Source organism: Pseudomonas putida (genome assembly GCF_050989985.1).
Classification (GTDB): Bacteria; Pseudomonadota; Gammaproteobacteria; order Pseudomonadales; family Pseudomonadaceae; genus Aquipseudomonas; species Aquipseudomonas putida_AI.
In genome coordinates this window covers 1827173-1841378 of the sequence record NZ_CP158815.1, presented here as the reverse complement: position 1 = coordinate 1841378, position 14206 = coordinate 1827173, and the positions used below count along the sequence as shown (strand labels likewise).

At 58.8% G+C, this 14206-nt stretch carries 10 protein-coding genes and 2 rRNA genes; 3 read left to right on the top strand and 9 right to left on the bottom strand.

The genetic code is table 11. The features are described 5' to 3' along the window. The first annotated feature begins 6 nt into the window (after nt 1-6). Nucleotides 7-924 (top strand): LysR family transcriptional regulator, encoded by a 918-nt coding sequence (locus ABTV29_RS08900; protein WP_433769718.1) that lies wholly within the window; start codon nt 7-9, stop codon nt 922-924. Here ABTV29_RS08900 and ABTV29_RS08895 read toward each other — a convergent pair. The 6 genes from ABTV29_RS08895 to ABTV29_RS08870 form a co-directional block, all read right to left on the bottom strand. After that, nucleotides 921-1532 carry an RraA family protein gene (locus tag ABTV29_RS08895; RefSeq protein ID WP_433769717.1) on the bottom strand — a complete coding sequence of 204 codons (612 nt, stop codon included), beginning with the start codon at nt 1530-1532 and terminating at the stop codon, nt 921-923. The two genes, ABTV29_RS08900 and ABTV29_RS08895, sit on opposite strands and share 4 nt — an antisense overlap. Next, a complete protein-coding gene (locus tag ABTV29_RS08890) occupies nt 1525-1917 on the bottom strand; it encodes a RidA family protein (RefSeq protein ID WP_433769716.1) in 393 nt (130 codons plus the stop codon). The genes ABTV29_RS08895 and ABTV29_RS08890 overlap by 8 nt, the downstream gene beginning before the upstream one ends. An 18-nt stretch (nt 1918-1935) precedes the next feature. Further along, nucleotides 1936-3315, bottom strand: a complete 1380-nt coding sequence (locus ABTV29_RS08885) for an MFS transporter (RefSeq protein ID WP_433769715.1) — start codon at nt 3313-3315, stop codon at nt 1936-1938. Between the two features lie 229 nt (nt 3316-3544). Further along, nucleotides 3545-4474 carry a 2-hydroxyacid dehydrogenase gene (locus tag ABTV29_RS08880; RefSeq protein ID WP_433769714.1) on the bottom strand — a complete coding sequence of 310 codons (930 nt, stop codon included), beginning with the start codon at nt 4472-4474 and terminating at the stop codon, nt 3545-3547. After that, on the bottom strand, nt 4471-5226 hold the full coding sequence (locus ABTV29_RS08875; protein WP_433769713.1) for a class II aldolase/adducin family protein: 756 nt from the start codon (nt 5224-5226) through the stop codon (nt 4471-4473). Before ABTV29_RS08875 ends, ABTV29_RS08880 begins: the two co-directional genes overlap by 4 nt. After that, nucleotides 5223-6524 (bottom strand): MFS transporter, encoded by a 1302-nt coding sequence (locus ABTV29_RS08870; protein WP_433769712.1) that lies wholly within the window; start codon nt 6522-6524, stop codon nt 5223-5225. The genes ABTV29_RS08875 and ABTV29_RS08870 overlap by 4 nt, the downstream gene beginning before the upstream one ends. 153 nt (nt 6525-6677) lie before the next feature. Between ABTV29_RS08870 and ABTV29_RS08865 the strand changes: the two genes are divergently transcribed. Further along, nucleotides 6678-7637, top strand: a complete 960-nt coding sequence (locus ABTV29_RS08865; RefSeq protein WP_433769711.1) for a LysR family transcriptional regulator — start codon at nt 6678-6680, stop codon at nt 7635-7637. A gap of 13 nt (nt 7638-7650) precedes the next feature. Here ABTV29_RS08865 and mrdA read toward each other — a convergent pair whose 3' ends face one another. Next, entirely contained in the window at nt 7651-9543 is a 1893-nt protein-coding gene (mrdA, locus tag ABTV29_RS08860; RefSeq protein WP_433769710.1) for a penicillin-binding protein 2, read from the bottom strand. 256 nt (nt 9544-9799) lie between these two features. On the opposite strand from mrdA, the gene ABTV29_RS08855 reads away from it, so the two are divergent. After that, nucleotides 9800-10723, top strand: coding sequence for a TIGR03571 family LLM class oxidoreductase (locus ABTV29_RS08855; protein ID WP_433769709.1), 924 nt, complete (start codon nt 9800-9802; stop codon nt 10721-10723). 111 nt (nt 10724-10834) lie between these two features. Here ABTV29_RS08855 and rrf read toward each other — a convergent pair. Continuing rightward, nucleotides 10835-10950, bottom strand: a 5S ribosomal RNA gene (rrf, locus tag ABTV29_RS08850). Nucleotides 10951-11093: 143 nt separating this feature from the next. Continuing rightward, nucleotides 11094-13987, bottom strand: a 23S ribosomal RNA gene (locus ABTV29_RS08845). Nucleotides 13988-14206: the final 219 nt, after the last annotated feature.

Here is a 14206-nt window from a genome sequence, read left to right as displayed (position 1 = left end):
TCGCCTATGCAACGCCTGCTCAATGACCGCCTGGACTGGAACCTGCTGCGCACCTTTCGCGTGATCGGCCAGGAGCTGAGCATCAGCCGCGCCGCCGCCCGCCTGCACCTGACACAGCCGGCGGTGAGCCAGGCGCTCAAACGACTGGAGGAACAACTGGGCCGGCAACTGATTGCTCGCCGCGGTCCCCGTTTTGCCCTGACCGAAGCCGGTGAGCAGATCTTCGCTTTGGCCGGCGAGATCTATGGGCAGATGTCCCAGGTCAGCAGCGCGCTGGAACTGCCGGCCGACGAGGTGATCGGCAAGGTGCGCCTGCTGATCATCAGCCGGATCTACTCCGAACGCTTCGATGACTTCCTCGCCGACTTTCACCGCCAGCACCCGCGGGTCGATCTGGAAGTGGAGGTGATGCGCAGTTCCGACATCGTCAGCGCCCTCCAGGAAAAAACCGCGACCCTTGGCCTGAGCCTCAATCGACGCCCGCAACCGCGCCTGGAACAGCGTCTGTTCCTGCGGCAGCGCTATGCGTTTTTCTGCGGCAAGCACCATGCGATGTTCGGCCGGCAGAACGTCGCCGAAGGGGATTTGCAGAAGGAAAATTTCGTCAGTTTCACCAGCGACCAGATCGGCGGCATGCTCTCGCCGCTGACGATCTTTCGCGATCAGCAGGGCTTCAGCGGACGCATCGTCGCGTCATCGCCGAGCCTGGAGGAAGTCCGGCGACTGGTGATCGCCGGCTTCGGTATCGGCTGCCTGCCCGAGCACGTGGTGGCGGCCGATGTCGACGCCGGACTGCTCTGGCGCCTGCCGCCCCACGAAGGAATTGCCGATGTGGACATTCATTTGCTATGGAACCGCGAGCAGCGCATGAGCCGTGCCGAGACGATCTTTCTCGAAAGTCTGCAGCAACGGCTGACGGATTAGACGCGCAACACTTGCGCCACCGGCTCGCCTGCCCGCAGGCGTTCGAGCAGGCGCGGCTCGGCGCGATCGGAGGCCAACGCCTGTTCGATGACGCGGGTCGCCGATGCCATGTCGAGAAACAGCACACCATTGTCGTCGGCCAACACCCAATCCCCCGCCTGCACCGTCACCCCCGAACAGTGCACGGGCTGATTGATCAGGCTATCGCCGCGTCCGTACTGCTTGGTGGTCAACAGGCTGGTGCCACGGGCGAACACCGGCAGCCCGCCCTCGCGCAGTTCCAGCAGGTCGGTCACAGCACCGTCGACCACAATCGCCACCGCACCCGCGCAACGTGCGGCGCAACTGGTGACCGCACCCACTGGGGCGTGGCGATGATCGCCGCCGGTATCGATCACCAGCACATCGCCCGGCCTGATTTGCGCCAGGGCCTGATTGACGGCGATGGCGTCGGCCCCATTGAGTTTCAGGGTCAACGCGCGCCCGACCACTTTCACGTTGGGCACCATGGCGCGCAATTGCGGGTCGGCAAAACCCTCTTCGAGAAAATGCCCCAGGGTCGGAAAGCTAACCGCCTTGAGTTGTTCGATCAGTTGCGACTCATCCATGTTGCGGCTCCTTGTGAATCAATTCGGCGACACAGTCGATCTCCAGCGAAACACCCCACAGCGCCACGCATACCGTGGTGCGCGCCGGGGGCGCGTGGCCGAGGAACTCGCGATACACCGCGTTGAACGGCTCCAGTTGCGCCGGATCGGTCAGGTAGGCGTTGACCTTGATCACATGGCTGAAACCGGAGCCGGCTTCGATCAGGATCGCCTCCAGGTTGCGCAAGGTTTGCCGCACCTGTTCGGGAAAATCCGCGGGCTGCTCGTCGAGGTTGTTCCGGGCCGGAATCTGCCCGGCGGTGAACACCAGGTGACCACTGACCACGGCCTGAGAGTAAGGGCCGACCGGGCCGATGTAGCCCGGGGCCGATTGAATTCTGCGCATGCCGATGTACTCCTTGGGTCAGGCTGCTGCCGATTTGAAAGGTTTGTTCAGGGTCGCGTCGTCGTTGGCGACCGCGCCGGGGATTTCGCTGATGTCCTGCTTGAAGGTCTCGGTCAACAGCAACAGCGCCACCAGGGAAATCAGTGCCGCGCCGATCATGTACCAGGCCACCGAGGAGCCTTTGCCCGTAGCGGCCAGCAAGGCGGTGGTGACAATGGGCGTGGCGGCGCTGCCGAGCAGACCGGACAGCATGTAGCTGATCGACAAACCGGAGTAACGCACCCGCGTGCCGAACAGTTCGGCGAGAAAGGTGGCGATCGGTCCGTAGTTGGCGGCGAATGCGGTCATCAGCAACAGGTAACCGAAGACCACCATCGACAGCTCTTTGGTGTCCATCAACCAGAACATCGGGAACGCGACCAGGGCTTCGGCCAGGATGCCGCCGACGATGATCGGTTTGCGCCCGACGCGGTCCGAGAGTGCGCCGAACACCGGCAACATGACGATGCACCAGGCGCAGGACAGCAACACCACACCGAGCATCACGCTGCGGCTGAAGCCGAGATTCTGCGTGCCGTAGGTCAGGCCGAAAGCGACGATGATGTTGAACGAAGCACCGGTGGACATGGTGGCGATCCCGCCCAGCAGCACTTGCTTCCAGTACTTGCGGAACACTTCGGCCAGGGGCATTTTCACCTGCACGTCGGCTTCCTTGACCTTGTTGAAGGCCGGGGTTTCCGAGATGTTCAGGCGGATGTACAACCCGACGGCGATCAGCAGCACGCTGGCCAGGAACGGAATGCGCCAGCCCCAGGCCAACAGGTCTTCAGGGGACATGCAGGCCGCGATCAACAGGAAGGCCAGGTTGGCGATCAGGGTCCCGGCGGGCACGCCGATCTGCACCCAGGAACCGTACAGGCCACGCTTGTTGGCTGGCGCATGTTCCACCGCCATCAACACCGCCCCGCCCCACTCGCCGCCCAGTGCCAGGCCCTGCACCACGCGCAATAGCAACAACAGGATCGGCGCCCAGATACCGATGGTGGCGAAGTCCGGCAACAAGCCGATGGCGAAGGTCGCCGCACCCATGGTCAACAACGAAATCAACAGCATCGACTTGCGCCCCAGGCGGTCGCCGAAATGCCCGAACAGCGCCGCGCCGACAATCCGCGCCAGATACGCCGAAGCGAAGGTGCCGAAGGCCAGAAGGGTACCGATCAGCGGCACGAAATCCGGGAAGAACACTTTGTTGAACACCAGCGCCGACGCCGTGGCAAACACGAACAAGTCGTACCACTCCACGGTGGTGCCGATGACGCTCGCCACCGCGACTTTCTTCATGCTGATGGCAACTTCCGGTGGTGCGCCGGACTTTTCTGCGGACGATAGATCGCTCATCACTGTCTCCAGGAATTTATTTAATTGTTTTGAACTGGCAGTAAATCGTTGAGGCGAAGTTTGTTGTTATGGCTGGTTCGTACGGGTGGTGCTGTTCATGTAGGAGCAGCCGGTCGACGCTCGACTGCTCGCGATGGTCGTTAACGATTACGCGTGTTTACCGGTTAAACGCAGCGCTCTTGAGTCCATCGCGAGCAGGCTCGCTCCTACAGGGTTTTTGCGTGTTGGTTCAATATCCCAATAAGCGGTCGGCACAGTTCAATAACGGCTCGCCGGCATTCAGGCGGCGGAAGTTTTCCGCCACTTGTTCGGCGATGCAGTCATGGGAGGCCGCCGAAGCCATGTGCGGGGTGATGGTCACGCCGGGCATCGTCCAGAGTCGGTGGTCGACCGGCAGCGGTTCCTGCTCGAAGACATCCAGCAAGGCACCGCGCAGTTGTCCACGCTTGAGTGCCTGTTCGAGGTCATCGATATTCAGATGCCCGCCGCGCCCGCAATTGACCAGTGCAGCGCCGTTGGCCAGTTGCTCGAAAGTGTCTCGCCCGAGAATGCCGCGGGTTTCGCTGGTCAGTGGCAGCAGGTTGATCAGCAACTCCACGCCATCGAGAAACCCGTGCAGTTGTTCCGCGCCGGCGAAGGTCTTTACACCCGGCAAATCCTTGCTGCGTCGAGCCCAGCCACGCACGTCGTAACCCGCAGCCGCCAGGTCCAGGGCAATCGCGCTGCCCAGCGAACCGAGCCCCATCACGCCGACCTTGAACTGCCCCGCCGCCCGTTGCAGCGGCCGCTCCCAGTGCTGTTGCCGTTGTTGCGACAACACCTGGTCAAAGCCACGGTGATAGTGAATCACCGCCCAGCGCACATACTCGGTCATGCCCTGGCGATGGCCGGGGTCGACGACGCGGCAGATCGGCAAGTCCGGGCAGGACGGATCGTGCTCCAGATGATCGATACCGGCGGCCACCGAATGAATCACCTGCAGGCTGGGCAATGCCGCCAGGCTGCCCGGCAGTGGAAACCAGCACGCGGCCATTTGTGCATTGACCGCCCGCGGATCATCGGCCAACACAGTGGTGAGTTGCGGCGCACTGCGGGCGAATGCGGCCTGCAGCTGTTTGAGCAGCAAGTTATCGCGGGACAGCAGGACCACTGTGTTCATGACTGATAGGACTCACGCTGGGATTCGATCAGGGTCAGAGCGGCCTCCCAGGCCAGGTCGATGATGTTGTCCTGCTCATCACGATCAAACTGTTCGGCGGTGTGTGCGCAGACTTCCGGCGACGGGTAATGCAAGGCCGAACCACCGGCCAGTGCCTGTACCTGGGCCTGGCAGGCACGCTCCAGAAAGTGGATTTCCTGGAACGCCTGGGCCACGCTCGAGCCCCCCACCAGCAAGCCGTGATTGCGCAGGATCATCGCCCGATGCGGGCCGAGGTCGGCGATCAGGCGCTCTCGCTCATCCAGCGACAACGCGATGCCTTCATAGGTGTGATAGGCCAACTTGTCGTAGAACTTCAGCGCGTGCTGAGTGATCGGCAACAGGCCCTGCTTCTGTGCCGCGACGGCCATGCCGGCGGCGGTGTGGGTGTGGATCACGCAGTTCAGATCCGGGCGCGCCATGTGAATCGCCGAATGAATCACGAAGCCGGCGGCGTTGACCCGATGCCCGGCGTACTCCGGATCCACCACGCGCCCCTCCTGGTCGATACGCACCAGATCCGAGGCGCGCATGCGGTCGAAGATCACCCCATAGCGGTTGATCAGAAAATGGTGCTCCGGCCCCGGTATGCGCAGGGTGATGTGGGTGTCGATCAGGTCGGTCATGCGAAAGTGCGCGACCAGGCGATACAGCGCCGCCAGTTCGCAACGGGCTTGCCATTCGACCGGGTCAATGTGTGCGGGTTTACTCACGAATACACCTCTTTAGCAGCATGGGTGACGACCGGGTTGGCGCGCAGGCGGGCCAGGCCGCAAACACCGATCAGGGACAGGGCCGAGAGCAAGGTGAAGAACACCGCCAGCGGCAACCATTGTCCGGAAAACTTGCTGGCCAGCAGCGTGCCGATCAGCGGCGTGGTGCCACCGGCCACGGCGCAAGCCAGTTGGTAAGCGATGGAAATGCCCGAGTAGCGCAGATGCACCGGGAAGGCCTGGGTCATGTAGCCGGCGATCACCGCGTACAGCGCCGAGAGAATCACCACGGCCATGGCGATGCCGAGGGTCATCAACAGAATGTTTTGCGTGCCCACCAGCAGGAACATCGGGTACGGCGTGACCATGCACAGCAGCGCAACCAGTTTGAGAAAACGGTCTTCGCCGATGCGTTCGGCCAGCAGCGCCGAGACCGGTTGCGAGAGCAGCTGGATCACGGTCACCAGGAACAGGCAATCGAGAATCGTCGAGCGCGCGATGCCCTGGTACTGGGTCACGTAAGTGATCATGAAAGTGTTGGTGAAGAAGAAGCCGGCCGAGCCGATGGTCACCGCCGCCGCGGCAAACAGGATCTGCCGCCAGCAGGTACGGATCACGTCCATGACCGGGTATTTGGCGGTTTCGTTGTTGTCCTGGGCCTTGGCGAACTCCGGCGACTCATGAACCCCGGAACGGATCAACAGCCCGACCATCATCAAGACGCCGCTGAAGAGGAACGGCAGACGCCAGCCCCAGGCGAGGAATTCATCCGGCTCGAGGGAGGTCACCAGGCGGAAGGCGATCAAGGCCAGCAGCAGACCGGCGGGACTGCCGAGTTGGGCGAAGGATGCGTAGAACGTCTTGCGTTTGGCCGGCGCGTGTTCGCTGGCCATCAGCACCGCACCGCCCCACTCGCCGCCCACGGAAATCCCCTGGATCAGCCGCAGCACAATCAAGCCGATCGGCGCCCAGATGCCGACGCTGGCGTAGCTGGGCAACATGCCAATGCCCGCCGTCGCGATCCCCATCAGGGCCATGGTCACCAGCAGCATTTTCTTGCGGCCGAGACGATCGCCCAAATGTCCGAACACCATCCCGGCCATGGGACGGGCAATGAAGCCGACAGCGAAACTGCCGAAGGCCGCCAGGGTACTCATCACCGGGTCGCTGCTGGGGAAGAACACTTGCCCGAGTACCAGCGCCGCCGCAGTGGCGTAGATGTAGAAATCGTAGAACTCGATGGTCGTGCCAATGAAGGCGGCGGCCGCGGCTCGGCGCGGTTGGGGGGTAGTGTGCATGCAAGGACCCTGTGTACTTGTAGTTTTGGGCAGGTGCTAAGGCTGTGACGGTTGCGCTCTGTGGCGCTTGTGGGCTTTATCGCTTCCGTGCCAGGATTAGTCAATTTTCAAATCCTTATCTTTACTATTAGCTCTGCTACTACATGGATTTTTATGTCTTCCACCTCTAACCCTTGGGTCGGCCGGCGCTTTCTGAATGACCGACTCGACTGGAACCTGCTGCGCACCTATCTGGTCATCGGCCAGGAAGGCAGCATGAGCCGCGCCGCCGCACGGCTGCATATCACGCAGTCGGCGGTCAGCCAGGCATTGAAGCGCCTCGAGGAACAGCTGGAATGCGTGTTGATCGCCCGCAGCGGGCGGCGCTTTGACCTGACGGAAACCGGGGAGGAAGTGCTGCGCATCGCGGCGGATATCTACGGGGATATTTCGCGCTTGGGCACCGTGGTGGAGAGTCGCCATGATGACGTGGTGGGCAAGATCCGCATCCTCACCGTCAGTGGTGTGCAGGCGCGGCACTACGATGAATTCCTTGCCGACTTCCATGAAACCCACCCGAAAATCGAGCTGGAAGTCGAGGTGATGGGCAGTTCGAACATAATCAGTTCGCTGCTGCAAAAGACCGCGACCATTGGTGTCGGCCTGTGCCGGCTGCCGCAGCCGCGACTGGAGCAAAGGGTGTTGTTTCGCGAGACCTATGCCTACTTCTGCGGTCAGCGTCATCGGCTGTTCGGGCAGGAGAATCTGACGCTGGAAGAGCTGGCGGCGGAAAACTTCGTGAGCTTCACCAGCGATCAACTGGGCGGCAATCTTTCCCCCCTGACACTGTTTCGCGACCAGCAAGGCTTCACCGGCAAGATCGTCGCGTCATCCACCAGTTTCGAAGAAATTTACCGCCTGATCTGTGCCGGTTACGGCATTGGCTGCCTGCCCACACACCTGGTGCGCCGGGATGTCGAACAGGGTCTGCTGTGGCCGTTACCGCCGGAAAACGGCGTAGTGGATTTCGATATCCAGCTGCTGTGGAATCGCGAACAGAAAATGAGCCAGGCCGAGACGGTCTTCCTGGAAAGCTTCCAGCACATGCTCAGCATTCGTGAGCCTGTGCTGTGAAGCCTTTGCAGAGTTACACGTGAGGATCGCCCGGGGCCTTGGTCGGGGCGGCGTATTGCGGCTTCAGGTGGCCGTCCTGGTCGAGTAGCCAGGCGTCCATGATCTGCCGCACCACGGGACCGGCGACGCGGCCACCGGCCTCACCGTTTTCGATCATCACCGAAATCACGATCTTCGGATGTTCCGCCGGAGCGAAGCCGACGAACAAGGCATTGTCGCGGTTGCGCTCGCGGGTTTTCTCGCGGTTGTAGCGCTCGCCCTGCTTGATCGCCACCACTTGCGCCGTACCGCTCTTGCCCGCGATGCGGTACTGCGCCCCCGCCGCTGCCGCCCGGGCAATCCCGCGGGCATCGTGCATCACCATCTGCATGCCGTGGTTGACCTGCTCCCAGTCGCGGGGATCCTTGAGCAGAATGTTCGGCATCGGATGCTCGTCCACCGGCGCTACGCCATCCACGGTCTGCGCCAGGTGCGGGCGGTTCCACACGCCTTTGTTGGCAATCAGCGCCGTGGCCTGGGCCAGTTGCAGAGGCGTGACCTGCATGTAGCCCTGACCGATGCCCAGGATCACCGTCTCGCCCGGGAACCACGCCTGGCGACGTGTGGCGCGCTTCCAGGCCTGGGATGGCATGAGACCTGGGGATTCTTCGTACATGTCCAAGGAGACTTTCTCACCCAGGCCGAACATCGCCATGTAGTCATGCAGGCGATCAATTCCCAATTTGTGGGCCAGATCGTAAAAGTAGGTGTCGTTGGAACGCATGATCGCCGCGTCCATGTCCACCCAGCCATCGCCGCTGTGGTTCCAGTTGCGGTACTTGTGATCGTAATCGGGGAGCTGGTAGTAGCCCGGATCGAAAACCCGGGTTTGCGGCGTGACGATGCCCGCGTCCAGGCCGGCAATGGCGACTTCCGGCTTGATGGTCGAGCCTGGGGCATAGAGCCCGCGCAGCACACGGTTGAACAGCGGCCGATCGATCGAATCGTGCAGCGCCGCGTACTCCTTGAAGCTGATGCCGGTCACGAACAGGTTCGGATCGAAACTTGGCTTGCTGACCATGGCCAGCACTTCGCCGGTCGACGGATCAAGCGCGACCACCGAGCCACGACGATCGCCAAGGGCCTGCTCTGCCGCCTCCTGAAGTTTGACGTCGAGGCTCAGGACAATGTTTTTGCCGGGAATCGGGTCAGTGTGCTTGAGCACTCGCAGCACGCGGCCCTGGGCGTTGGTCTCGACTTCCTCGTAACCGACATGCCCGTGCAGCTCCGACTCGTAGAATTTCTCGATGCCGGTCTTGCCGATCGATTGCGTGCCTCGGTATTCGACGGAATCCAGCGCCTTGGATTCTTTCTCGTTGATACGTCCGACGTAGCCGATCGAATGAGCAAAGTGCTCGCCCAACGGATAGTGGCGAACGAACTGTGGTTCGACATCAATGCCTGGCAAACGGAACTCATTGACCGCCAACACCGCGATCTGTTCTTCCGTCAATTCGTAGAACAGCGTCACCGGCACGAACGGGTGCCGGGCCTGTTTCATCGCCTTGTCGAACAGAGCGCGATCTTCAGCCGGCAGGTGCAGCAGGTTGACCACTTCGTCCAGCTCTTGCTTGACGTCGGTTGCTCGTTCGCGGGTGATGGTCAGGTTGTAGCTGGGCCGGTTGTCCGCGAGCACCACGCCATTGCGGTCATAGATCAGGCCGCGGGTAGGCGGGATCGGCAGGACATGGACGCGGTTGTTTTCGGAAATCGTGGAGTGATAGTCGAACTCGACCACCTGCAGGACATACATGCGCACCACCAGCGCACAGGTGATGGCGACAACGAACAAGGCGCAGGCCATCAGCCTTTTGTTGACCAGGCGCGTCTCTTTTTCGTGGTCTTTGATCGGTATCGCTTCGGGCATTTCCTGGGCAACTCTTTGAAAAGACGGTGCAGATCCGAGGACCGCAAATCAGTCCTTAAAAAACGAGCTGCACCCTATCAAAAACTGACCGGTCAATTGAGTCCAACTTCCTCCAACGGCGGTCGTGGGGGGTGAAGAGTTTTTCATCTTGGTCGCGGATTCGTGCGTTTCACTCAAGATTGATATTCCCATTCATGCATTTTTCCGGGTGATCGGGCTGTAGATACTCGGTGCATGTTTTATTGGGAGAGTTGCCATGCATCCACGATTTCAACGTTTATTGGGTTCGAATGGGTTTTCCATCGGACTGGAACTGCCGCTTGATAACGACTGGTCCAGTGATGGTCAGCGGCGACGGGTTGCCGAGAACCGCCCCTTTGGCGTGCCCGACCTGAAACAGCACGCCACTTTGGCCCGCCTGGCCGACCAATCCGGGTTCCGCGCCTTGTGGGTGCGCGATGTGCCGGTGTACGACCCTCACTTCGGCGATGCCGCGCAGGTGTTCGAGACGTTTTCGTACCTGGGATATCTGGCCGGGATTACCGAGAACATCATGCTGGGTACGGCGGCGGTTGTACTTCCGCTGCGTCAGCCCTGGTTGACCCTCAAATCGGCCAACAGTATCGACGAGCTGAGTGATGGGCGCCTGCTTCTGGGCGTGGCCAGTGGTGACCGCCCGATGGAATATCCATTGTTTGGCGTGGATTACGATCAGCGCGGGGAAATCTTCCGTGAGACCGTTGAGTTGCTGCGCAGCCAGGGCGACGACCGCTTGCCTCAGGGTGCGCGTCTGCTTCCTGAGCGAGAGCAGTCGGCGCCCTTGCTGGTGGCGGGTCTTGGCCAGCAATCTCCGGCGTGGATTGGGCAGCACATGGATGGCTGGCTCGCTTATCCCGGCACGCCGGATGAGCATCGTCGCCGAGTGGGGTTATGGCGTGAGGTGGGCGGCAACAAACCCTACATCAGCTTTGTTCATCTGGATCTGGCGGCCAATCCCCATGCACCGATGCGGCGTATTCATTTCGGTGGCAGTACTGGGCGTCTGGCGCTGATTGATGAACTTCAGGCGCTGCGTGAAGCAGGGGTACAGCACGTGGGTCTGCATCTGCGTCGTAGCGAGCGTCCGGTCGGGGAGATTATTGAAGAGATTGCGGAACACGTACTGCCGAAGTTTCACTGAGGATTTTGATGTGTAGGGACAGCCATCGGGCTGTCCTTTTCAGCACGCCACTTTTTTCGCGCGCAAAAACAAAACCCCAACTGCTTTCGCAATTGGGGTTTCGGAATTTAATCTTGACGATGACCTACTCTCACATGGGGAAACCCCACACTACCATCGGCGATGCATCGTTTCACTTCTGAGTTCGGGATGGGATCAGGTGGTTCCAATGCTCTATGGTCGTCAAGAAATTCTTGAGCTGACGCGTCTATCGACGTTCCAGCGAATCGGGTATGTGACAGCTTTGTGTGTTGTGCGAACTTTCGGTTCATTGCGTCTTCACACACCGCAATCTGGCCTCTTTCGAGTTCGCAAATTGCTTGGGTGTTATATGGTCAAGCCTCACGGGCAATTAGTATTGGTTAGCTCAACGCCTCACAGCGCTTACACACCCAACCTATCAACGTCGTAGTCTTCGACGGCCCTTCAGGGAACTCAAGGTTCCAGTGAGATCTCATCTTGAGGCAAGTTTCCCGCTTAGATGCTTTCAGCGGTTATCTTTTCCGAACATAGCTACCCGGCAATGCCACTGGCGTGACAACCGGAACACCAGAGGTTCGTCCACTCCGGTCCTCTCGTACTAGGAGCAGCCCCTCTCAAATCTCAAACGTCCACGGCAGATAGGGACCGAACTGTCTCACGACGTTCTAAACCCAGCTCGCGTACCACTTTAAATGGCGAACAGCCATACCCTTGGGACCGGCTTCAGCCCCAGGATGTGATGAGCCGACATCGAGGTGCCAAACACCGCCGTCGATATGAACTCTTGGGCGGTATCAGCCTGTTATCCCCGGAGTACCTTTTATCCGTTGAGCGATGGCCCTTCCATACAGAACCACCGGATCACTAAGACCTACTTTCGTACCTGCTCGACGTGTCTGTCTCGCAGTCAAGCGCGCTTTTGCCTTTATACTCTACGACCGATTTCCGACCGGTCTGAGCGCACCTTCGTACTCCTCCGTTACTCTTTAGGAGGAGACCGCCCCAGTCAAACTACCCACCATACACTGTCCTCGATCCGGATAACGGACCTGAGTTAGAACCTCAAAGTTGCCAGGGTGGTATTTCAAGGATGGCTCCACGCGAACTGGCGTCCACGCTTCAAAGCCTCCCACCTATCCTACACAAGCAAATTCAAAGTCCAGTGCAAAGCTATAGTAAAGGTTCACGGGGTCTTTCCGTCTAGCCGCGGATACACTGCATCTTCACAGCGATTTCAATTTCACTGAGTCTCGGGTGGAGACAGCGCCGCCATCGTTACGCCATTCGTGCAGGTCGGAACTTACCCGACAAGGAATTTCGCTACCTTAGGACCGTTATAGTTACGGCCGCCGTTTACCGGGGCTTCGATCAAGAGCTTCGCGTTAGCTAACCCCATCAATTAACCTTCCGGCACCGGGCAGGCGTCACACCCTATACGTCCACTTTCGTGTTTGCAGAGTGCTGTGTTTTTAATAAACAGTCGCAGCGGCCTGGTATCTTCGACCGGCGTGGGCTTACGCAGCAAGTGCTTCACCCTCACCGGCGCACCTTCTCCCGAAGTTACGGTGCCATTTTGCCTAGTTCCTTCACCCGAGTTCTCTCAAGCGCCTTGGTATTCTCTACCCAACCACCTGTGTCGGTTTGGGGTACGGTTCCTGGTTATCTGAAGCTTAGAAGCTTTTCTTGGAAGCATGGCATCAACCACTTCGTCACCCAAAGGGTAACTCGTCATCAGCTCTCGGCCTTGAAACCCCGGATTTACCTAAGATTTCAGCCTACCACCTTAAACTTGGACAACCAACGCCAAGCTGGCCTAGCCTTCTCCGTCCCTCCATCGCAATAACCAGAAGTACAGGAATATTAACCTGTTTTCCATCGACTACGCTTTTCAGCCTCGCCTTAGGGACCGACTAACCCTGCGTCGATTAACGTTGCGCAGGAAACCTTGGTCTTTCGGCGTGGGTGTTTTTCACACCCATTGTCGTTACTCATGTCAGCATTCGCACTTCTGATACCTCCAGCAAGCTTCTCAACTCACCTTCACAGGCTTACAGAACGCTCCTCTACCGCATCATCCGAAGATGATACCCGTAGCTTCGGTGTATGGTTTGAGCCCCGTTACATCTTCCGCGCAGGCCGACTCGACTAGTGAGCTATTACGCTTTCTTTAAAGGGTGGCTGCTTCTAAGCCAACCTCCTAGCTGTCTAAGCCTTCCCACATCGTTTCCCACTTAACCATAACTTTGGGACCTTAGCTGACGGTCTGGGTTGTTTCCCTTTTCACGACGGACGTTAGCACCCGCCGTGTGTCTCCCATGCTCGGCACTTGTAGGTATTCGGAGTTTGCATCGGTTTGGTAAGTCGGGATGACCCCCTAGCCGAAACAGTGCTCTACCCCCTACAGTGATACATGAGGCGCTACCTAAATAGCTTTCGAGGAGAACCAGCTATCTCCGAGCTTGATTAGCCTTTCACTCCGATCCACAGGTCATCCGCTAACTTTTCAACGGTAGTCGGTTCGGTCCTCCAGTCAGTGTTACCTAACCTTCAACCTGCCCATGGATAGATCGCCCGGTTTCGGGTCTATACCCAGCGACTAAACGCCCTATTAAGACTCGCTTTCGCTACGCCTCCCCTATTCGGTTAAGCTCGCCACTGAATATAAGTCGCTGACCCATTATACAAAAGGTACGCAGTCACAGAACAAAGTCTGCTCCCACTGCTTGTACGCATACGGTTTCAGGATCTATTTCACTCCCCTCTCCGGGGTTCTTTTCGCCTTTCCCTCACGGTACTAGTTCACTATCGGTCAGTCAGTAGTATTTAGCCTTGGAGGATGGTCCCCCCATATTCAGACAAAGTTTCTCGTGCTCCGTCCTACTCGATTTCATGACTAAGAGACTTTCGCGTACAGGGCTATCACCCACTATGGCCGCACTTTCCAGAGCGTTCCGCTAATCTCAAAGCCACTTAAGGGCTAGTCCCCGTTCGCTCGCCACTACTAAGGGAATCTCGGTTGATTTCTTTTCCTCAGGGTACTTAGATGTTTCAGTTCCCCTGGTTCGCCTCTTGCACCTATGTATTCAGTACAAGATAACCATCTTATGATGGCTGGGTTCCCCCATTCAGACATCTCCGGATCAAAGTCTGTTTGCCGACTCCCCGAAGCTTTTCGCAGGCTACCACGTCTTTCATCGCCTCTGACTGCCAAGGCATCCACCGTATGCGCTTCTTCACTTGACCATATAACCCCAAGCAATCTGGTTATACTGTGAAGACGACATTCGCCGAAAATTCGCATTGCTCTAAGAGCAACTCACAAATTTTACCTTAGCCTGATCCGTTACCAGTGAAAGTAACGTTCAGTCTATCTTTCTATCACATACCCAAATTTTTAAAGAACGATCTAGTCAAAGACTAGAAATCAACATTCACCATCCTTCGATGGAATGCTCATTTCTA